The 18,817-nt window shown below is 71.0% G+C and carries 21 protein-coding genes; 11 read left to right on the top strand and 10 right to left on the bottom strand.

The annotated features are described in order from the left end of the window. Positions 1–38 precede the first annotated feature (38 nt). Genes AC3IPY_RS17270 through AC3IPY_RS17260 form a run of 3 tightly spaced genes read left to right on the top strand, consistent with a single transcriptional unit; the run spans position 39 to position 1,257 of the window. Positions 39–191, top strand: a complete 153-nt coding sequence (locus tag AC3IPY_RS17270; protein WP_489185497.1) for a hypothetical protein — start codon at positions 39–41, stop codon at positions 189–191. A gap of 40 nt (positions 192–231) precedes the next feature. After that, positions 232–618, top strand: coding sequence for a hypothetical protein (locus AC3IPY_RS17265; RefSeq protein ID WP_489185496.1), 387 nt, complete (start codon positions 232–234; stop codon positions 616–618). Between the two features lie 6 nt (positions 619–624). Then, entirely contained in the window at positions 625–1,257 is a 633-nt protein-coding gene (locus tag AC3IPY_RS17260) for a hypothetical protein (RefSeq protein ID WP_489185495.1), read from the top strand. A gap of 72 nt (positions 1,258–1,329) precedes the next feature. Here AC3IPY_RS17260 and AC3IPY_RS17255 read toward each other — a convergent pair whose 3' ends face one another. After that, positions 1,330–1,971 carry a TetR/AcrR family transcriptional regulator gene (locus tag AC3IPY_RS17255; RefSeq protein WP_489185494.1) on the bottom strand — a complete coding sequence of 214 codons (642 nt, stop codon included), beginning with the start codon at positions 1,969–1,971 and terminating at the stop codon, positions 1,330–1,332. Positions 1,972–2,367: 396 nt separating this feature from the next. Between AC3IPY_RS17255 and AC3IPY_RS17250 the strand changes: the two genes are divergently transcribed. Then, positions 2,368–3,033, top strand: a complete 666-nt coding sequence (locus tag AC3IPY_RS17250) for a YdeI/OmpD-associated family protein (RefSeq protein WP_489185493.1) — start codon at positions 2,368–2,370, stop codon at positions 3,031–3,033. 96 nt (positions 3,034–3,129) lie between these two features. On the opposite strand, the gene paaK is transcribed toward AC3IPY_RS17250, so the two are convergent. After that, entirely contained in the window at positions 3,130–4,383 is a 1,254-nt protein-coding gene (paaK, locus tag AC3IPY_RS17245) for a phenylacetate--CoA ligase PaaK (RefSeq protein ID WP_489188357.1), read from the bottom strand. A gap of 233 nt (positions 4,384–4,616) precedes the next feature. Then, entirely contained in the window at positions 4,617–5,126 is a 510-nt protein-coding gene (gene paaI, locus AC3IPY_RS17240) for a hydroxyphenylacetyl-CoA thioesterase PaaI (RefSeq protein ID WP_489185492.1), read from the bottom strand. 175 nt (positions 5,127–5,301) lie between these two features. Between paaI and paaA the strand changes: the two genes are divergently transcribed. The 6 genes from paaA (at position 5,302) to AC3IPY_RS17210 (ending at position 10,301) form a co-directional block, all read left to right on the top strand. Continuing rightward, positions 5,302–6,291 carry a 1,2-phenylacetyl-CoA epoxidase subunit PaaA gene (gene paaA, locus AC3IPY_RS17235; protein ID WP_489185491.1) on the top strand — a complete coding sequence of 330 codons (990 nt, stop codon included), beginning with the start codon at positions 5,302–5,304 and terminating at the stop codon, positions 6,289–6,291. Beyond that, the gene (paaB, locus tag AC3IPY_RS17230; protein WP_116084535.1) at positions 6,291–6,596 is read left to right on the top strand and encodes a 1,2-phenylacetyl-CoA epoxidase subunit PaaB; all 306 of its coding nucleotides are present in this window, start codon (positions 6,291–6,293) and stop codon (positions 6,594–6,596) included. Before paaA ends, paaB begins: the two co-directional genes overlap by 1 nt. Continuing rightward, complete coding sequence (gene paaC, locus AC3IPY_RS17225; RefSeq protein ID WP_489185490.1) at positions 6,593–7,513, top strand: 1,2-phenylacetyl-CoA epoxidase subunit PaaC; 921 nt, start codon at positions 6,593–6,595, stop codon at positions 7,511–7,513. The genes paaB and paaC overlap by 4 nt, the downstream gene beginning before the upstream one ends. A 116-nt stretch (positions 7,514–7,629) precedes the next feature. Then, the gene (gene paaD, locus AC3IPY_RS17220) at positions 7,630–8,109 is read left to right on the top strand and encodes a 1,2-phenylacetyl-CoA epoxidase subunit PaaD (protein WP_489188356.1); all 480 of its coding nucleotides are present in this window, start codon (positions 7,630–7,632) and stop codon (positions 8,107–8,109) included. 80 nt (positions 8,110–8,189) lie between these two features. Further along, on the top strand, positions 8,190–9,371 hold the full coding sequence (gene paaE, locus AC3IPY_RS17215) for a 1,2-phenylacetyl-CoA epoxidase subunit PaaE (RefSeq protein ID WP_489188355.1): 1,182 nt from the start codon (positions 8,190–8,192) through the stop codon (positions 9,369–9,371). 129 nt (positions 9,372–9,500) lie between these two features. Continuing rightward, positions 9,501–10,301 (top strand): enoyl-CoA hydratase/isomerase family protein, encoded by an 801-nt coding sequence (locus AC3IPY_RS17210; RefSeq protein ID WP_489185489.1) that lies wholly within the window; start codon positions 9,501–9,503, stop codon positions 10,299–10,301. A gap of 26 nt (positions 10,302–10,327) precedes the next feature. Here the strand turns inward: AC3IPY_RS17210 and mnhG are convergent, their stop codons facing one another. Genes mnhG through AC3IPY_RS17180 form a run of 6 tightly spaced genes read right to left on the bottom strand, consistent with a single transcriptional unit; the run spans position 10,328 to position 16,931 of the window. Beyond that, positions 10,328–10,708 (bottom strand): monovalent cation/H(+) antiporter subunit G, encoded by a 381-nt coding sequence (mnhG, locus tag AC3IPY_RS17205; RefSeq protein WP_489185487.1) that lies wholly within the window; start codon positions 10,706–10,708, stop codon positions 10,328–10,330. Then, positions 10,705–10,977, bottom strand: coding sequence for an MrpF/PhaF family protein (locus tag AC3IPY_RS17200; protein ID WP_489185486.1), 273 nt, complete (start codon positions 10,975–10,977; stop codon positions 10,705–10,707). The genes mnhG and AC3IPY_RS17200 overlap by 4 nt, the downstream gene beginning before the upstream one ends. Further along, positions 10,974–11,723 (bottom strand): Na+/H+ antiporter subunit E, encoded by a 750-nt coding sequence (locus AC3IPY_RS17195; protein WP_489185485.1) that lies wholly within the window; start codon positions 11,721–11,723, stop codon positions 10,974–10,976. The genes AC3IPY_RS17200 and AC3IPY_RS17195 overlap by 4 nt, the downstream gene beginning before the upstream one ends. Continuing rightward, on the bottom strand, positions 11,720–13,300 hold the full coding sequence (locus tag AC3IPY_RS17190) for a Na+/H+ antiporter subunit D (RefSeq protein ID WP_489185484.1): 1,581 nt from the start codon (positions 13,298–13,300) through the stop codon (positions 11,720–11,722). The genes AC3IPY_RS17195 and AC3IPY_RS17190 overlap by 4 nt, the downstream gene beginning before the upstream one ends. Beyond that, the gene (locus tag AC3IPY_RS17185; RefSeq protein ID WP_489185483.1) at positions 13,297–13,914 is read right to left on the bottom strand and encodes a sodium:proton antiporter; all 618 of its coding nucleotides are present in this window, start codon (positions 13,912–13,914) and stop codon (positions 13,297–13,299) included. The genes AC3IPY_RS17190 and AC3IPY_RS17185 overlap by 4 nt, the downstream gene beginning before the upstream one ends. After that, positions 13,911–16,931 carry a Na+/H+ antiporter subunit A gene (locus tag AC3IPY_RS17180; RefSeq protein WP_489185482.1) on the bottom strand — a complete coding sequence of 1,007 codons (3,021 nt, stop codon included), beginning with the start codon at positions 16,929–16,931 and terminating at the stop codon, positions 13,911–13,913. The genes AC3IPY_RS17185 and AC3IPY_RS17180 overlap by 4 nt, the downstream gene beginning before the upstream one ends. A 148-nt stretch (positions 16,932–17,079) precedes the next feature. On the opposite strand from AC3IPY_RS17180, the gene AC3IPY_RS17175 reads away from it, so the two are divergent. Next, positions 17,080–17,919, top strand: a complete 840-nt coding sequence (locus AC3IPY_RS17175) for a sulfurtransferase (RefSeq protein WP_489185481.1) — start codon at positions 17,080–17,082, stop codon at positions 17,917–17,919. A gap of 43 nt (positions 17,920–17,962) precedes the next feature. Here AC3IPY_RS17175 and AC3IPY_RS17170 read toward each other — a convergent pair whose 3' ends face one another. Further along, on the bottom strand, positions 17,963–18,802 hold the full coding sequence (locus tag AC3IPY_RS17170; RefSeq protein ID WP_489185480.1) for a class I SAM-dependent methyltransferase: 840 nt from the start codon (positions 18,800–18,802) through the stop codon (positions 17,963–17,965). Positions 18,803–18,817 lie beyond the last annotated feature (15 nt).

The following is an 18,817-nucleotide window of genomic DNA, read 5'->3' as shown; positions in this document are numbered from 1 at the left end:
CGACGAACGTCGACTCCAGACAGAAACAAGGAGTCGACATGATGCTCTCGGAACTCAGCTACCTCCACCTGCAGCAGTCCGAGGAGGCCCGCTTCGCGCAGGAACTCGAGTGGCGCCGCGAGCACCTCGAGCGCGAGGAGCAGACGGATGCCTCGGGGCCGGCCGCCGCCATCACGGGGCCGCGCCGCTGACAGCCTTGACCCGGTGGCGCGGGTCGTCCACGCTGGGCACATGAGTGCATCGACGAGCGCGTCCGTCCGCGGAGCTGCCTTCTGGATCTGCTACGCGGTCACCGTGATCAGCGCGGTCGTCAGCATCACGTTCGCGATCATCGCCGTGACCGACGGCGGCGTCGGCGGCGACAACGCGAACGCGCTGTACGCGGCATCGCGCAGCACCGCCCTGGTCGTGCTCGTGCTGGTCGCACCGCTGTTCCGATCGGATGCCGCGTTGCTGGCGCTCGCCGTCGCGATGACGATCGTGCAGGGCATCGACGCGTTCATCGGCGCGGTGCAGGGTGATGTCGCGAAGACCATCGGGCCCGCCGTGCTCTGCATCGTCACGATCGTCGCCGCGACCTTCCTCGCCCGCAGCGATCGCATCCGATCGGCGGACTGACCGCGCATGCCCCACGAGCACCCGCTCCACGTCGACGTCGAGGCGCGGTGCCTCTGCTGCGGCAGCCTGCAGCGCTTCCGGTTCGCCTCGCCCTCCGACCAGGTCGTCTGCGAGCACTGCCGCACCCACGGCGGCGACGAGAAGGCGGTGCGACGCGACCGCGAGCACATCGCGCTCTGGCGCGGCATCCTCGAGCGCTTCGAAGCGGATGCCTCGGCCGCGGCGGAGGCCGCGACGCGCACGGCCTCCGAGGGCTCGGCCGCTCTTGCGCAGGTCGTCGCCGAGCGCGACCAACTGCGCGCCGGCGTGCTCGCCGCCGATACGGCCGCCGGCGCCGGACTGCGGGACTCGCTGCAGGGCGACCTCGTGCGCCGAGCCGAGCGTGCGACCGCGCTGACCGCGCGCCGCGTCGACAAGGCCATGGTCGCGCTGTGGCGGCTGCAGGCGTTCCACCACCCCGACGCGCGCAAGCCCGGCACCTGCTCGTGCGGGCGCTCGCTCGCGGCCTGCGGTGAGAGCCGGGTGCTCGAGGGGCAGCGGCAGGACATGCTCGACTGGGAGCGTCGGCAGCTCGTGCTGCTCAGGGCGGGCGAGCGGCACGGGCTGCCGCCCGAGCATCCGGAGGTCGCCGGGGGTTGACGGTCGCAGGCCAGTCGGCGGCCCGGTGCCCGGCGGTCGAGTAGGCGCGTCAGCGCCGTATCGAGACCCTCACTAGCCCAGCAGGTCTTCGACGCGGTTCGACGTCGGCATGCGCAGTCCGTCGAGCGCGACCGCGACGACGTCGTCGGCGAGCCGGTCGGCGTCTTCGGACCCGCCGGGGCGGTACCACTCGACGATCGAGTTGATCATGCCGAACGTGAGGCGCGAGACGACGCTCGCGTCGAGGTCGCTGCGCAGCGACCCCTCGGCCTGCGCCTCGGACACGAGCGCGGTCACCCGTCGGTCGAACGCGCGCCGGCGCTCGAGCGCCCGGCGCTCGACCTCGGTGTTGCCGCGCACGCGCAGGAGCAGCGTCACCGAGGGCAGCCGCTCGACGAGCACGTGCACGGCGCCGCGCAGCACGAGGTCGAGGCGATCGGCGGCACGCCCGGTCGCGGCATCCGCCTGCTCCAGAACGCCCTCGAGGGCCGACAATGCCGAATCGAGCGCCCGGTCGAGGATCTCGTCCTTCGACGTGAAGTGGTGGTAGATCGCCGACTTCGAGAGCCCGAGCCGGTCGGCGAGCACGCCCATCGACGTGGCGTCGTAGCCGAACTCGTTGAAGGCGGCGACGGCGACGTCGAGGATGCCCTGCTGGTCGTAGCCGGGCCGCCCGCGTCGAAGCGAGGTGTGCTCTGGGGTGTGCGCTGACATCGCGTCAAGTCTCCCATCCGAACGGTCGGTTGGGCGGCAACCCGGGCGCGCGGATGCCGCGCTGCGGAGATGCCCGGCGGGCGGAGATGCCCGGGTGTGGCGCCGGCGGGCGGAGATGCCCGGGTGTGTCACCCGATTCGGAGTTTCGGTCGCCACGCCGTCCGTCGGTCTCGATAGGCATGACCGTGCCGTCGACAACTCAGGACGCACGTGCGACACGCCGCCCCTGCCGGGCCGACACGCCGAGGGGGCCGACGCGGTCCTGAATTCGTGACGCGAACGGGCGCGCGGATGTCGCGTGGCGGGCGGATGCCGCGTGGCCGGCGGATGCGGGGCGGGCGGATGCCGCGTGGCGGGCCGGGTGCGGATGTCGGTGGGCGCTGGGAGACTGCCGGGGTGACCCCGAGCATCGGAACCCCCGGCGGCACGCCCGAGCGCCCGGCGGTGTTCTTCGCCGACGCGGCGGAGTTCCGCGCGTGGCTCGAGGCGAACCACGAGACCGCGCCCGAGCTGTGGATGGGCCTCTTCAAGAAGCACGTCGAGAACCCCGGGCTGACCTGGGCCGAGGCCGTGCCCGTGGCGCTCTGCTTCGGCTGGATCGACTCGGTCTCGCAGCGCATCGACGACGACGCGCGCCGCCAGCGCTGGAGTCCGCGCAAGCCGGCCAGCATCTGGTCTGCCGTGAACATCGCGCATGTCGAGCGGCTCATCGGCGAGGGCCTCATGCATCCGGCGGGGCTCGCTGCGTATGAGCGCCGACGGGCCGATCGCACGGGTGTCTACTCGCACGAGAACGGCGAGCAGGTGTTGCCGCCAGACGCTGCCGCACGGCTCGAGGCCGACGCCGCGGCATCCGCCTTCTGGCTCGCGGCGACGCCGACCTACCGGCGCACCGTCACGCACTGGGTGCTCTCGGCGAAGCAGGAGGCCACGCGCGAACGTCGGCTCGTGCAACTCATCGACGACAGCGCGGCGGGTCGGATGGTGTCGTTCCAGCGGTTCGGCGAGACGCCGAAGTGGGTCGAACGCGCGGCGCAGGCGGCCCGCGACGCCGGCGGCTGAGGGTTCTGCAGGAAGTTCGCGGGCCTGAGCGGCGTGCCGGCCGTCGACACGCCGGTGGGCCGGGAGAAGTTCCTGCAGTTCGGGGCCGGCCGGTCGTCAGCGCAGGTCGTAGACGCGCTTGTACTTGCCCTCGCTGCGGGGCAGCGTGCCGGGCTCCTCGAGCCGCACCTCGACGGTGGAGCCGATGAGCACCTTGATCTTCTTCGCGAGCACGACCGATGCCGCCTCGCAGACCTCGCGCGAGAGGTCGGGGTGCCGTTCGATGCGCACGGCCATGGCGTCCATGCGTCCGTTGCGCGTGAGCTCGAGGATGAAATGCGGGGTGAGCTGCTCGATGCCGAGCACGATCTCCTCGATCTGCGTCGGGAACAGGTTCACGCCGCGCAGGATGATCATGTCGTCGTTGCGGCCGGTGATCTTCTCGATGCGGCGCATCGCGGGGCGCGCGGTGCCGGGCAGCAGGCGCGTGAGGTCGCGCGTGCGGTACCGGATGACCGGGAACGCCTCCTTCGTGAGCGACGTGAAGACGAGCTCGCCCATCGACCCGTCGGCGAGCACTTCGCCGCTGTCGCCGTCGATGATCTCGGGCAGGAAGTGGTCCTCCCAGATGTGCGGGCCGTCCTTCGTCTCGAGGCATTCGTTGCCGACGCCGGGGCCCATGACCTCGCTCAGGCCGTAGATGTCGAGCGCGTCGATGCCGAGGCGCTCCTCGAGTTCGTGTCGCATCTCGTTGGTCCACGGCTCGGCGCCGAGCACGGCGACCTTGAGCGAGGTCGAGCGCGGGTCGATGCCGGCCTCGACCATGGCGTCGGCGATGGTCAGCAGGTAGCTCGGCGTGCAGAGGATCGCGTCGGGCTCGAAGTCCATGATGAGCTGCACCTGGCGTGCGGTCTGTCCGCCCGACATCGGGATCACGGTCGCGCCGAGCGCCTCGATGCCCGCGTGCGCCCCGAGCCCGCCCGTGAACAGCCCGTAGCCGTAGGCGTTGTGCACCTTCATGCCGGGGCGGATGCCGCTCGCGCGGAGCGACCTCGCGATGAGCGCTGCCCAGCGCTCGAGGTCGCCCTTCGTGTAGCCGACGACGGTGGGCCGCCCGGTCGTACCGCTCGACGCGTGGATGCGGGCGACCTGCTCCATGGGCACGGCGAACATGCCGAACGGGTAGGTCTCGCGCAGGTCGGCCTTGGTCGTGAACGGCAGCTTCGAGACATCCGCCAGCGCCTTGATGTCGTCGGGGTGCACGCCCGCCTCGTCGAACTTGCGGGTGTACAGCGGCACGTTCTCGTAGGCGTGGCGCACGGTCTGCTGCAGTCGCTCGAGCTGCAGTGCCTCGAGCTCGGCCCGCGTCATGCGCTCCTCGGCATCGAGGGCTGCGGATGCCGCGGGCACGAGGCCCGACACGCTCTGCCGCGTGATGTCGGGGCCGGCGGCGCTGCCGCTCACGGCGGGGTCCGTGCTGTTCGAGTTCGTGCTGGGGGAGAGGGTCGGCGTCGACACGTGATGCTCCTGGGGTTCGGTTGGTCGGTCGAGTGGCGCGAAGCGCGTATCGAGACCTGGCGCGTGGGTGGTCTCGATACGCTGCGCTACTCGACCGCCGGACGATTGGTCGAGATGGAACGGCCGCGGAACTCCGCGACCGGGTCGCCGTGCTCGTCGACGACCGAGACGTCGTAGAGGCCGGTGCGACCGCTGCGGGTGCGCCGCACCGCGGTGGCGGTGAGCGTCTGGCCGGCGACGGTCGACTTGAGGAAGGTGATGTCGGCGCCCGCGGCGACCGTGACGAGGTCGTCTTCATTGCAGGCGATCGCGAAGGCCGTGTCGGCCAGGGTGAAGACGAGTCCGCCGTGGGTGATGGCGAAGCCGTTCGTCATGTCGTCACGCACGCGCATCGAGACGACCGCGTGGCCCGGGTCGTCGCGTTCGACGTGCATGCCGAGCGCCGCCGAGGCGAGATCGCGCTGCATCATGGCGCGGGCCGGGGTCGACGTGTGCGGGCGCGGCCCGGTCGCGGCATCCGTCTGGACCGGCGTCTGCGCGTCCGTCGCGGCATGCGTCATGGCGTCCGGCTGTGCCTGCGTCGCGGCATCCGTCATGTGAAGCTCCTCGTCGAGTTCCGGGCGCCATTGCTGCGGCGCACCTCCGACTATATACTAACTGAACGATCGGTTAGTATTATGTTTCGAGAGCACGGTTCTTCCAGGGAACACGGTTCTTCGGGAACGAACGGATGCCGCCGGCACCGCAACCGCGAACACACAGGAGTCGACGATGACCTCACCCGCTGACCTCAGCGTGGTCGAACGCGAGCGCACCCCCGAGGAGGCGCAGTTCGACGACCTCATCGCCGCGGACTCGCGCATCGAGCCCCGCGACTGGATGCCCGAGGCGTATCGCAAGACGCTCATCCGCCAGATCAGCCAGCACGCGCACTCCGAGATCATCGGCATGCAGCCCGAGTCCAACTGGATCACGCGCGCACCGAGCCTCAAGCGCAAGGCGATCCTCATGGCCAAGGTGCAGGACGAAGCGGGTCATGGGCTCTACCTCTACTCGGCCGCGCAGACGCTCGGCATCACGCGAGACGAGATGATGAACCAACTCATCGAGGGCCGCGCCCGCTACTCCTCGATCTTCAACTACCCCACCCCGACCTGGGCCGACATGGGCGCGATCGGATGGCTCGTCGACGGCGCCGCGATCTGCAACCAGGTGCCGCTCTGCCGCGCCTCGTACGGACCGTACGGCCGGGCGATGGTGCGCATCTGCAAGGAGGAGTCCTTCCACCAGCGGCAGGGCTTCGAGATCCTGCTCGAGCTCATGCAGGGCACCGACGCCCAGAAGCAGATGGCGCAGGACGCCGTGAACCGCTGGTACTGGCCCGCGCTGCAGATGTTCGGTCCACCCGACGACCAGTCGCCGAACTCGGCCCAGTCGATGGCGTGGAACATCAAGCGCTTCTCGAACGACGAGCTGCGCCAGCGCTTCGTCGGCATGCTCGTGCCGCAGGCCGAGGTCATGGGCGTCACGCTGCCCGACCCCGCGTTGCGGTACAACGACGAGACCGGGCAGTACGACATGAGCGAGATCGACTGGACCGAGTTCGAGGAGGTGCTCGCGGGCCGCGGGCCGGCGAACGCCGAGCGCATCCGCCGACGCCGCGAGGCCCACGACGAGGGCGCCTGGGTGCGCGAGGCCGCGGCCGAGTACGCCCGCAAGCAGTCGGAGCGTCAGCTCGCGGCATCCGGGGCGGTGGCCTGATGAGCACCCCCGGCGAGATGGGAACCGAGCCCTGGCCCCTCTGGGAGGTCTTCGTGCGCGCCAACCGGGGCCTCAGCCACGTGCACGTCGGCTCGCTGCACGCGCCCGACCCCGACATGGCCGTGCGCAATGCGCGCGACCTCTACACGCGCCGCAACGAGGGCGTGTCGATCTGGGTCGTGCCCGCCGACGCGATCACCACGAGCGATCCCGACGCCAAGGGCGCCTTCTTCGAGAGCCCGGCCGGCAAGAACTACCGCCACGCCGTGTACTACACGAAGAGCGAAGGGGTGAAGCACCTGTGAGCAGGGAGACCCCGCATCAGGATCTCGAGACGCCTCCTTCGTCGGCTACTCGATCGGCAGACGTCGCGCACGGCTCCGACGCGCACGGCTCGGTCACGGTCGACCAGGTCGCGCTCGCCGAAGAGCTCGCGGGCGCCGGCATCACGGGCGCGGGTCGCATCGCGTCGACGGATGCCGCGGAGTACGCCCTTCGGCTCGGCGACGACGCCCTCGTGCTCGCGCAACAGCTCGGCATGTGGATCACGCGAGCCCCCGAGCTGGAGGAGGACGTCGCCCTCGGCAACATCGGCCTCGACCTCATCGGGCACGCCCGCTCGCTGCTGCACTACGCGGGCACGGCGACCGGTCGCAGCGAAGACGACCTCGCCTACTGGCGGGGCGAGCCCGAGTTCCGCAACGCGTGGCTCTTCGAGCAGCCGAACGGCGACTTCGCGCACACCATCGCGCGTCAGCTCGTCGCCTCGCTCTACCTGTACGAGCTCTACGGCGCGCTCGAGGGATCGACCGACGAGACGATCGCGGCGATCGCGGCCAAGTCGGTGAAGGAGGTCGACTACCACCGCGACCACGCCGTGCAGTGGGTGCTGCGCCTCGCGGGCGGCACCGACGAGTCGCGCCGCCGCATGATCGTGGCCGTGACCGACACCTGGCCGTACGTCGACGAGCTCTTCGACGACGACGCCCTCGTCGAGCGGCTCGCGTCCGACGGCGTCGCCGTGCTGCCGTCGACGCTGCGGCCCGCGTTCGAGTCGGCCGTCGACGCCGTGTTCGCCGAGGCCGATCTGGAGCGGCCCACGGGGCGCACTGCGTTCACTGCCTCCGGCGGCGGACGTTTCGGGCGGCACACCGAGCACCTCGGGCCGCTCCTCGCCGAGATGCAGGTGCTCGCCCGTCAGCACCCGGGGGCGTCGTGGTGAGCGCGGTGGCCAGCGACGTTCGGCCCGCGGCAACCGCGGGGCCCGAGGCATCCGCTCGCTCCGAGGCATCCGCTGGTCTCGACACGGGCGCTGAGCGCCCTACTCGACCGGCGGATCTGCGCGCGTGGGAGGTCGCGGCGACCGTGACCGACCCCGAGATCCCGGTGCTCACGATCGAGGACCTGGGCGTGCTGCGCTCGGCGTCCGTCGATGACGCGGGCGTCGTGCACGTGCAGCTGACCCCCACGTACAGCGGATGTCCCGCCCTCGACGCCATGCGCGACGACGTTCTGCTCGCCCTGACGCACGCCGGGTACGACGAGGTCGAGGTCGACCTCGTGCTCGCCCCCGCCTGGACCACCGACTGGATGAGCGAGGCGGGCAAGGCGAAGCTGCGCCGCTACGGCATCCAGGCGCCGACCGGGCGGGCCGCCGCGCGCGACGCCGGCCCCGTGCGCCTGCAGCTCGCGGTCAAGTGCCCGCGCTGCGACTCGCTCAACACCCGTGAACTCGCCCGCTTCGGCTCGACCTCGTGCAAGGCGCTCTACGAGTGCCGCGACTGCCTCGAGCCCTTCGACTACTTCAAGGTGCTCTGATGGCCGCGCGAAACCTCGGGTCGACGACGACTCGGCCGCTTCCGGCGACGGATGCCTCGACTCGACCGGGTGCGACGGCGATGACGACGGATGCCGCGGCCGAGGCCTTCCTCGCCGCCACCGTCGGCGGCGGGGCGGCCACCACCGCCGAGGGCTCCAAGCGTCGCCGGGCGAGGTTCCACCGCCTCGAGGTCGCCGAGGTGCGCCCGCTCACGGCCGACGCCGTCGAGGTCACCTTCGCGGTGCCCGCCGACCTCGCCGACGAGTACGCCTACCAGCCGGGGCAGTACGTGGCGCTCCGGGCCGAGCTCGAGGGCCACGAACGTCGTCGCAGCTACTCGATCTGCCGCCCGCCGCAGCGCGCGTCCGACGGCACGGGCACGATCTCGGTCGGCATCAAGCGCGACCTCGGCGGCGTGTTCTCGTCGTGGGCGAATTCCGAGTTGAAGGCCGGCGACACGCTCGACGTGATGAGCCCGCAGGGCACGTTCACCTCGACGCTCGCCGAGCTCGACGGCAAGCACATCGTCGCCATCGCGGCGGGTTCGGGCATCACCCCGCTCATGGCCCTCGCGCAGACGGTGCTGGCCCGCTCCGCGACATCCGAATTCGAGCTCGTGTACACGAACCGGTCGACGCTCGACGTGATGTTCCTCGAGGAGCTCGCCGAGCTCAAGGACCGGTACCCGTCGCGCCTCGCGCTGCACCACGTGCTCTCGCGGGAGCAGCGCACCGCACCACTGCTGTCGGGGCGCATCGACGCGTCGAAGCTCGACACGATGCTCGACGTGCTCATCCGCCCCGAGACGGTCGACGAGTGGTTCCTCTGCGGGCCGTTCGAGCTCGTGCAGCTCGCGCGCGACACCCTCGCCGCTCGGGGCGTGCCCGCCGAGCATGTGCGGTACGAGCTGTTCACGACCGACGCCGACCGCGTCGAGCCTCGCCAAGGCCGACCCGTCGAGGTGCGCCAGGGCGAACGCACCTTCGCGATCGAGTTCACGCTCGACGGGCAATCGTCGACGGTCGAGAGCCCGGTGTCGGCGAACGAGTCGATCCTGAACGCGGCGCTGCGCGTGCGGCCCGACGTGCCGTTCGCCTGCGCCGGCGGCGTGTGCGGCACGTGCCGGGCGCGGGTCGTCGACGGCGACGTGACGATGACCGAGAACTACGCCCTCGAACCCGACGAGCTCGAGCGCGGATACGTGCTCACCTGCCAGTCGCACCCGACCTCCGACCGCGTGAGCGTCGACTATGACGTGTAGTGCACGTCGGATGCCTCCGTTCGTGTCAGGGTCTCGTCGGGCGTCTCCGTTCGTGCCCGATGTCGCTGTTCCTGCGGACACATCGGGCGCGAACGGAAACACCGGGCACGCCAATCGATTGGACCGAAGATGATCGAGATCACCGTGGACGGCGGCGTCGCCGAGATCGTGCTGAACGCCCCCGAGAAGCTGAACGCGCTCGACGAGCGGGCGCTCGACGAGCTCTCCGACGCCTACGCCGAAGCCGAGCGGATGTCGCAGGCCGGCGAGGTACGTGCCCTCGTGCTCCGCGGCGAGGGGCGTGCCTTCTGCGCCGGGCGCGACATCTCGGGCGTCGACCCGCGCGACGACGACGTGCTCGGCTACCTCGGCGGGCGCGTGCAGCCGCTGCTGGAGCGCATGGCGGCGTTCCCGGCGCCCACGTTCGCGGTCGCGCACGGCGCCTGCCTCGGCGTCGGCCTCGGGCTGCTCGTCGCGAGCGACATCGTCTACGTCGCCGACACGGCGAAGATCGGCTCGCCGTTCGCGAACCTCGGCGCGACGCTCGACTCGGGCGGGCACGCCCTCTTCGTCGAGCGGCTCGGCGCGCACCGCACCATGGACCTCATCGTCACCGGCCGGCTCATGTCCGGCGCCGAGGCCGTCGCCGCGGGGCTGTTCTCGCGGGCCTTCCCCGCCGATGAGGTGACGGATGCCACCCGCTCCGCGGCCGATGCCGCGGCCCGCGGGGCCACGCAGGCGTTCATCGCCTCGAAGGCGCTCGTCGCGTCGCTGCGCGACGACCGGCTCGGGCTCTGGGCCTCGATGGCCGACGAGAACCGCGCCCAGGCCGCGCTCTGCGACACCGACGACTACCGCGAGGGGTTCGCGGCGTTCCAGGCGAAGCGCAAGCCGGTGTTCACCGGTCGCGCGTCGTCGCCCACCGGCTGAGGCCGCCCCCGCGGCATCCGCTCGGGTCAGCGCACGTCGTCGGCGCGAGGCATCCGGGCGGCGTCCTGATCGTGGTCGTCGAGGTCGCGGCCCAGTTCGTCTTCGATGAGCAGGTCGCGGCGCACGTGGTCGCTGCGATAGGCCGACCGCCCGAGCATGTGGGCCGTCATCGGCTGCGTGAGCAGCTGGAACGTCATCACGAGCACCACGGTGGTGAGCACGCCCCACGTCGGCACCTGCACGACGATCGCCACGAGCACGGCGGCCAGGCCCGCCACCTGCGGCTTGGTCGCCGCGTGCAGGCGGGTGAGCACGTCGGGGAACCGCACGATGCCGATGCCCGCGGCCATCGAGAGGAACGCGCTCATCAGGATGAGCAGGCCGACGGCGATCTCGGCGGCGCTCATGAGGCGTCCTGCTTTCCCATGAACCGGGCGATCGAGATCGAGCCGACGACGGCGAACATCGCGAGCACGAGCAGCACGACGAGCGTGTCGGTGTGCTTGTTGATGGCCATCTCGGCGCCGAGCGCGCAGATCGCGATCGCGAGGAGCACGTCGGTGGCGAGGGCGCGATCGAGGATCGACGGGCCCTTGATGATGCGGATCACGGCGGCGATGGCGCCGATGCCGAACATGATGCCGGCGACGATGCTGACGAGGGTCAGGAAGGTCATGCGCTGCCTCCATTCGGGTCGCGGTCTGCGGGTGCTCCACCGTTCGCCGCACCTGGGGCGCCCGAGCTGCCCGGATGCCGCGAACTGTCGTTGCGGCGCAGTCGGCGCTCGGCGCGCACGGACTCGGCCTGCTCGTGCGTGCCGATGGCGAGCACGATGCGCTCCTCGGTGCCGAGCACGGATCGGTGCGTGCGGTCGATGTCGGCGTGCGTGCGGGTTCCGAGCGCGTGCAGGTAGAGCAGCCCGCGCTCGCGGTCGATGTCGACGACGACGGTGCCGGGCACGACCGAGATCGCCTCGGCCGTCAGCGTGGTCACGAGGTCGGAACGGGTGAGCAGCTGCACGGCGATGATCGAGTTCATCGGCTTCCACCACGGGTTGATCGAGAACCAGGCGACCTGGAGCGACGCGACGATGACGTCGAACATCATGCGGAGGCCGAGCAGCAGTCCGCGCCACGGGTTGAACCGCCCGCTCAGCAGCACGGGCGGCAGGTAGAGCGCGCGGGTCACGAGCACCGCGAGGACGATGCCCGACACGATCGTGAGGGCATCGATGTGGTCCCAGAGGAAGCACCAGAGCGCGACGAGCGCGATGAGCAGCGGCAGCTGGCGCCAGACGCTCCACCAGCGCGACATCTCGGGAACGGAGTCGGTCGCGGGGCCCGAGGCGGCAACGCCGGGCACGGCGCCGGAGGCGTCGGGCGTGGACGCCGAACCGGTCGGACGATCGGGATAGGGACTCACGGCGCACCTCCCGGGAACACGAGCGAGATGTAGACGGACGGATCGATGAGGCCGGCGGCCGCGCGGTCGGCGAGCCCGAAGATGGGGCCGGCGAACACCGTGAGCAGCACGGTCACGATGACGAGCACGGTCGTGGCGGCGACCATGAGCCGCGGCGTGGTCTTCGTCGCCGTGACGGTCGCGCCCTCCGGCGCCTCGAGCACCGAGCCGAGGAGCACCGACTCGTAGCCCTCGAGCTCTTCGCGGCGGCGCCAGAACGCCATGTTCCAGAACCGCGTGAGCGCGTAGAGCGTGATGAGCGAGGTGATGGCGCCGGCCGCGATGGTGACCCACACGAGCCACGCGGTCGCGGGGTCGGCCGCGGCCTGCTCGCCGCCGGCGAGGAACAGTCCGGTCTTGCCGAGGAAGCCCGAGAACGGCGGGATTCCGCCGAGGTTCAGCGCCGGGATGAAGAACAGGATCGCGAGGAACGGCGACGCCTTCAGCAGCCCGGCGAGCCGGTTGATGGAGGTCGCCCCGCCGAAGCGCTCGATGAGCCCGGTCGTGAGGAACAGGGTCGTCTGCACGGTGATGTGGTGCACGACGTAGTAGATCGTCGAGGCCATGCCGAGCTGGGTGCCGAGCGCGATGCCGAAGATCATGTAGCCGATGTGGCTCACGAGCGTGAACGAGAGCAGTCGCTTGATGTCGGCCTGCGTGAGCGCGCCGAGGATGCCGATGACCATCGTGAGTGCGCCGACGACCATGAGCAGCACGGTGAGGTCGTTGTCGGCGAAGATCACCGTCTCGGTGCGGATGATCGCGTAGACGCCGACCTTCGTGAGCAGGCCCGCGAACACGGCCGTGACCGGTGCGGGCGCGGTCGGGTACGAATCGGGCAGCCAGAACGAGAGCGGGAACACCGCCGCCTTGATGCCGAACGCGATGAGCAGCAGCAGGTGCAGCATGAGCTGCACCTGGTCGGGCAGCTCGGCGATGCGCACCGACAGCTGGGCGATGTTCGCGGTGCCGGTGGCGCCGTAGATGAGGGCGATCGCGCTGAGGAAGAAGAGCGACGAGACGAGGCTCACGATGATGTACGTGACGCCCGCGCGGATGCGCTCGCCCGTGCCGCCGAGCGTGAGCAGCACGTAACTGGCCGACAGCAGGATCTCGAATCCGACGTACAGGTTGAACAGGTCGCCCGCGATGAACGCGTTGAACACGCCCGCAGACAGGATCAGGTAGCTCGGGTGGAAGATCGAGACCGGGGTCTCACGATGCCGGTCGGCGACGCCCTGGCCGACGGCGTAGACGAGCACGACGAGCAGCACGACCGCCGAGACGAGCAGCATGATCGCCGAGAGCCGGTCGACCACGAGCACGATGCCGTACGGCGCGGGCCACGCGCCGATGGTGACGGCGATGGGGTCGCCCGAGTCGACCACGGCCAGCAGCACGGCCGCGATGACCGCGACGGCCGAGAGCACGGCGACGCTCACGACGACCTGCGCGCGCCGGTGGCGCCCGAGGATGAGGGCGGATGCCGCGCCGAGCAGCGGCAGCAGCACGACGAGGGGCACGAGGGCGGCGGTCATCGGTCGTCCTCCGGGTCGTCGTCCGTCGGTCGAGTCGGCGCGCCGGCGCCGTATCGAGACCCGGACGAGCTCGAGCCCGAGGCATCCGTCGTCGCATACGCGGAGGAACCGGCCTCGAGATCATCGCGAGCGGATGCCTCGAGCTCGAGTTCATCGTCGAGCGCGACGTCGTACTCCTCGTCGCTGGCGTCGATGAGCTCTTGGATGGCGGCGTCGTCGGCCGCGGAGCTGCGGATGAGGTCGGCGGCCTCTTCTGCGTCGTGCAGATCTTCTTCGGTGTCGTCGATGAGGTCGCCCTTGGCGCCGAGCTGGGCGAGCCACCAGGAGCGGTAGATGAGGGCGAGCATGAACGCCGTGATGCCGAGGTTGATGACGATCGCGGTGAGCACGAACGCCTGCGGCAGCGGGTCGGAGATCTCGTCGGGGTCGACGCCGTCGCTGAGGATCGGGGCGAGGCCGGGGGCGCCGCTCATGAGGTAGATGAGCACGTTCGCGGCGTTGCCGACGAGCAGGAACCCGATGAGCACGCGCGTGAGGCTGCGCTCGAGCATGATCATGACGCCGGCGCCGAACATGACGGCCATGAGCACGACGAGGGTGAGCGAGGCGGTCATGCGCGGGCCTCCTCGGCGGGGAACTCCTGCTGGGGCGGGTCGAACGCCGCGGCGTCGGACGCGTCGGCGTCGGCGGCCTCTGCCGCGTCTGCGGCATCGGATGCCTCGGCGCCCGCCTCCTCCTGCTGGCGGTCGACCTCGCCGCCGAGCGAGCGCAGGATGTCGAGCACGAGCCCGATGACGACGAGGTACACGCCGATGTCGAAGAGCGTCGACGTGCCGATCGAGATCGTGCCGAGCAGCGGCACCTCCGCCTCGAACCAGGCCGACTCGAGGGCCGCCCCGCCGAAGAACAGCGACACGGTCGCGGTGCCGGCGGCGAGCAGCAGGCCGGAGCCGAGCAGGCGCCCGGCGTCGACCGGGGCCGCCTCGCCGAGCTCGTACCGGCCGCCCGCGAGGTAGCGCGCCACGAGGGCGAGGCCGGCCAGCAGGCCGCCCGCGAATCCGCCGCCGGGCGCGTTGTGCCCGACGAAGAGCAGGAACACCGAGACGACGATGGCGGGGTGGAAGAGCAGTCGCACGAGCACCTCGATGAGGATCGAGCGGTTGCGCGGCGAGATCGTGCGGCCCGCGATGAGCCACGTCTGCCTGGTCGATGCCGCTTCGGCAGCGGCATCCGTCTCGCCATCGGTGTTCGCGAGGCTCGTGCGCGGCGCACGGATGCTGGAGGCGGGTTCGGGCAGCGGACGCATGCGGTTGCGGCGGTCGAGTCCGAGGTCGCCGTCGTCGAGCCGGGGCGCACTGCCCGTGCGACCCGAGACGAAGATGAGGCTCGCGACGCCGGTCGCGACCGCGACGAGCACCGATATCTCGCCGAGCGTGTCCCAGGCGCGGATGTCGACGAGCATGACGTTGACGATGTTCTTGCCGTGCGCCTCGAGGGCGAGGGCGGGCAGCCCCTCGGCGATGGTGGGCTCGATGCGGGCGCCGAGCGCGACGAGGCCGATGACGCCCATGACGAGCCCGGCCAGCCCGCCGATGATGCCGCGGGCGAGCTTGTGCACCGGTGGGTTGCGCTGCGCGATCTGCTTCGGCAGCCGGCGCAGCACGAGCACGAAGACGACGATGACGATGGTCTCGACCAGCGCCTGGGTGAGCGCGAGATCGGGTGCGCCCGACATGCCGAAGAGGAGCACGAGGCCGTAGCCGGTGACGCTCACCAGCAGCACGGCGGTCATGCGCTGGCGCACGATTGCGGCCGCCATGGCTGCGATGCACATGACGAGCGCGATGAACGGTTGGGCCGGGTAGTCCCAGAGCCGGACGTCGTCGGGCCAGTCGGTGTTGAAGACGGCGGCCGCGCCGAGGCCGCCGATGAACACCGCGATGATGATCGTGAGGTAGCCGGGCAGGCCGCGGGACTGGATCGTGGTCGTGACGAACGCCGCGAGTCGATCGACGACCGAGACGATGCCGAGGTACCCGCGACTCGAGTCGACCATGGGCACGAGGGCCGCCTGCAGGCGTGCGACCCGCCTGCGCTCCCAGGCGATCAGACCGCCGACGACGAACACGCCGAGCGAGAGGAACAGGGCGGGCTCGAAGCCGTGCCAGAGCGCGAGGTGGGCCTCGTGGCCGCCGGGCAGTTCGTCGGCGTAGGCGGCCAGCAACGGCTCGATGTACGGGATCGCGAACGCCGCGACGAGGCTCGCCAGGGCGAGGGTCGCGGGCGCGATCGTGATCGCGGGGCCGGGCGAGTGCAGCGTCGTGGGGGCGACGTCGGGTTTGGTCGAGAATGCGCCCCAGAGGAAACGCACGGTGTAGGCGACCGTGAGCACCGAGCCGAGCAGGGCGCCGACGAGGGCGAACCACGCCCAGCCGGTGCCGGACTCGAGCAGGGCCGTGAAGACGCCCTCCTTCGCGACGAAGCCGAGCATCGGGGGCAGGCCGGCCATGGATGCGCCGGCGAGCACCGCGATCGTCGCGAGCACGGGCATGCGTCGCCCGAGCCCCGAGAGCTTGCGCCAGTCGCGCGTGCCCGCGGCATGGTCGACGATGCCCACGGTGAGGAACAGCGCGGCCTTGAACATGGCGTGCGCGAGCAGCAGCGCCACGCCCGCGAGTGCGGCGTCGCGCGTGCCGAAGCCCGTGACGAGCACGAGGAACCCGAGCTGGCTCACGGTGCCGTAGGCGAGCAGCAGCTTGAGGTCGTACTGACGCAGGGCGCGCCATCCGCCGACGAGCATGGTGAAGACGCCGAGCCCGATGACGATCGGATGCCACACCTCGAGGTCTGCATAGCCGGGGGCCAGGCGCGCCACGAGGTAGACGCCCGCCTTGACCATGGCCGCGGCGTGCAGGTAGGCCGACACCGGCGTGGGCGCCGCCATCGCGGCCGGAAGCCAGAAGTGGAACGGCACGAGGGCGCTCTTCGAGATCGCGCCGAGGAGCACGAGCGCGATGCCCCACTCGCCGGCCGCTCCCATGACGGGGTTCTCGACGAGCTCGGCGAGCGAGGTCGTGCCGCCCGCGACGGCGAGGATCACGAGCCCGACGAGCATCGCGAGACCGCCGAACGTCGTCACGGTGAGCGCCTGCAGCGCGGCACCGCGGCTCTCTTTGCGGCCCGTGTAGTGGCCGATGAGGAGGTACGAGAGCACGCTCGTCGCCTCCCAGAACACGAAGAGCACGAACACGTCGTCGGCGGTGACGAGGCCGAGCATGACGCCCGCGAAGGCGAGCAGCAGCGCCGCGAACCGGCCGAGCGCGGGCTCGTCGTCGGCGAAGTACCACGTGCAGTAGAGCAGCACGAGGGCGCCGATGCCCGTGACCACGAGCGAGAGGATGAGCGCGAGCGCATCGAGGCGGAAGCTCAGGGCGATGTCGAGCTCGGGGATCCACTGGATCGTCTCGACGACGGGGGTTCCGGCGAGGACACCCGGCGTCCAGGTGAGCAGCAGGATGAATGCCGCTGCGGGCACCAATGCGATGACGGCGAACACCCGGCGACCGAGCAGCCTCGTGAGCCACGGTGTCACGAGCGAGACCGCACCGAAGATCGCGAGAGCGAGGATCATCCGTTCTCCTCACGCGTTTGGGCTGCCGTCCGTGCGGCCAGTTTACCGGGCGTACGGGCTCCGGCGAGCCGGTCGCGTCGCATTCGGCGCTCGATGAGGCCACCACGAGCGGATGCCGCGGGCAGGCGCCGTGGCGCATGATGGACGGATGTCGATCCTCATCTCCGTCCGCGAACTCGCCGCGCGCATCGAGTCGGGCATGCGCACCGTCGTCCTGGATGCGCGCTGGACGCTCGCCGAGCCGCACGGGCCCGATGCATACCGCGCCGGGCATATCCCGACCGCGGTCTCGGTCGACCTCGACGACGAACTCTCCGACCACGCGTCATCCGGGCTCGGACGTCATCCGCTCCCGTCCGAGGCGGCGTTCACCGCGGCGATGCGCCGCTGGGGCATCCGCACCGGCGACCTCGTCGTCGTGACCGACACGACCTCGAACCAGGCGGCGGCGCGCGCGTGGTGGCTGCTGCGCCATGCCGGTCACGACGACGTGCTCCTGCTCGACGGCGGCATCGACGCGTGGGTCGCCGACGGGTACCCGCTCGAGACCGGTGAGAACGTGCCGGAGCCCGGCGATGCGACGGCGCATTTCGGTGCGATGCCGGTCATCGACATCGACGAGGCGGCGGCGTTCCCCGACCACGGCGTGCTGCTGGATGCTCGTGCCGCCGAGCGCTACCGCGGCGAGGTCGAGCCCATCGACCCGAAGGCCGGCCACATCCCCGGCGCGGTGTCCGCCCCGGGTGTCGAGGCGCTCGATGCCGAAGGGCGGTTCCTCCCCGGCGAGGCGCTCGCCGAACGGTTCGCGGCGCTCGGCGTCGCGCCGGGGGTGCCGGTGGCCGCGTCCTGCGGGTCCGGTGTCGCCGCGAGCCACCTCGTCGCCGCGCTCGCGATCGCCGGCATCGACGCGGCGCTCTTCCCGGGCTCGTGGAGCCAGTGGTCGAACGACGACTCGCGCGAGGTGGCCACGGGGTCCGAGCCGCGCTGAACGTCGGCGGCCGTCGGGCGTGACGCCCAGGCGGGGCATCCGCTCAGCTCGGAACGTGCCCGACGCCGATCAGGGTCGAGAGATCGACACGGGTGATGCCGCGTTCGGCGAGGAGCGCATGGAACGCGGATGCCACGCGCTCGCGCGCCTCGTCGTCGAGGTCGGCCACGAGTCGGCGCCGCGACATCCCGAGCACCATGCGCCAGGCCAGCTCGCCGTCGAGGTCCAGTTGCCGGGGCACGAGTTCGCCCCGCGTGCGCTCCAGCCCGAACGAGCCGAGCCACTGCGCGAGGGCGCCGGGCGACGTGGGGAGAATGTCGGGCATCCACCCGGCCCGATACGTGGCGACGGCCGCTGCGCCGTCGTCGCCGCCCTCGGCCTCGACCGCGTCGCAGAGCGCATCCGTGAAGTCCTTCACCGCGCCGGGCGCCCAGATCGTCACCACGAAGCGCCCGCCGGGCTTCAGCCGTCCGACGAGATGCGCGACGCCGCCCTCGAGGTCGGGGAAGAAGAACACGCCGAGCACGCACTGCACGAGGTCGTAGCCGATGGGCTCCCACCCCGTGACATCCGCCGCATGCAACCTGAGCTGCGGCAGCGGGGCCGACTCGCGCTCGGCGCGCTCACGCGCCAGCTCGATCATCGTCTCCGACAGGTCGACCGCGTCGACGACGCCGTTCGGACCCACGAGCTCGGCCGTGGGCACGGCCGAGGCGCCGTCGCCGCAGCACGCATCGAACACGAGTTCGCCGAACTGCGGCGATGACCGCAGCACCGTCGCCATCGAGATCGGATTCCACACCGCGGCATCCAGCTCGGCGAAAGCCGAGGCATGCTCAGCGAAATGCCGGACGGTAGCACTGACGTCAGACTGTTCCCCCATGGGCCCATTCTGGCG

It is taken from the genome of Agromyces sp. GL_144 (assembly GCF_057834305.1).
The sequence above is the reverse complement of the archived record's forward strand: the minus strand, read 5'-3'. Positions and strand labels throughout refer to the sequence as shown.

What these genes read in the sequence shown, in the direction of transcription:
- AC3IPY_RS17175 (WP_489185481.1), top strand. Translation starts at nt 17,080, where the DNA reads ATGTCGATCCTCATCTCCGTCCGCGAACTCGCCGCGCGCATCGAGTCG.
- paaB (WP_116084535.1), top strand. Translation starts at nt 6,291, where the DNA reads ATGAGCACCCCCGGCGAGATGGGAACCGAGCCCTGGCCCCTCTGGGAG.
- AC3IPY_RS17210 (WP_489185489.1), top strand. Translation starts at nt 9,501, where the DNA reads ATGATCGAGATCACCGTGGACGGCGGCGTCGCCGAGATCGTGCTGAAC.
- AC3IPY_RS17270 (WP_489185497.1), top strand. Translation starts at nt 39, where the DNA reads ATGATGCTCTCGGAACTCAGCTACCTCCACCTGCAGCAGTCCGAGGAG.
- paaK (WP_489188357.1), bottom strand. Translation starts at nt 4,383, where the DNA reads ATGACGCGGGCCGAGCTCGAGGCACTGCAGCTCGAGCGACTGCAGCAG.
- paaA (WP_489185491.1), top strand. Translation starts at nt 5,302, where the DNA reads ATGACCTCACCCGCTGACCTCAGCGTGGTCGAACGCGAGCGCACCCCC.
- AC3IPY_RS17190 (WP_489185484.1), bottom strand. Translation starts at nt 13,300, where the DNA reads ATGACCGCCGCCCTCGTGCCCCTCGTCGTGCTGCTGCCGCTGCTCGGC.
- AC3IPY_RS17200 (WP_489185486.1), bottom strand. Translation starts at nt 10,977, where the DNA reads ATGACCTTCCTGACCCTCGTCAGCATCGTCGCCGGCATCATGTTCGGC.
- paaI (WP_489185492.1), bottom strand. Translation starts at nt 5,126, where the DNA reads ATGACGGATGCCGCGACGCAGGCACAGCCGGACGCCATGACGCATGCC.
- AC3IPY_RS17180 (WP_489185482.1), bottom strand. Translation starts at nt 16,931, where the DNA reads ATGATCCTCGCTCTCGCGATCTTCGGTGCGGTCTCGCTCGTGACACCG.
- AC3IPY_RS17185 (WP_489185483.1), bottom strand. Translation starts at nt 13,914, where the DNA reads ATGACCGCCTCGCTCACCCTCGTCGTGCTCATGGCCGTCATGTTCGGC.
- AC3IPY_RS17255 (WP_489185494.1), bottom strand. Translation starts at nt 1,971, where the DNA reads ATGTCAGCGCACACCCCAGAGCACACCTCGCTTCGACGCGGGCGGCCC.
- AC3IPY_RS17260 (WP_489185495.1), top strand. Translation starts at nt 625, where the DNA reads ATGCCCCACGAGCACCCGCTCCACGTCGACGTCGAGGCGCGGTGCCTC.
- AC3IPY_RS17265 (WP_489185496.1), top strand. Translation starts at nt 232, where the DNA reads ATGAGTGCATCGACGAGCGCGTCCGTCCGCGGAGCTGCCTTCTGGATC.
- AC3IPY_RS17170 (WP_489185480.1), bottom strand. Translation starts at nt 18,802, where the DNA reads ATGGGGGAACAGTCTGACGTCAGTGCTACCGTCCGGCATTTCGCTGAG.
- paaE (WP_489188355.1), top strand. Translation starts at nt 8,190, where the DNA reads ATGACGACGGATGCCGCGGCCGAGGCCTTCCTCGCCGCCACCGTCGGC.
- mnhG (WP_489185487.1), bottom strand. Translation starts at nt 10,708, where the DNA reads ATGAGCGCCGCCGAGATCGCCGTCGGCCTGCTCATCCTGATGAGCGCG.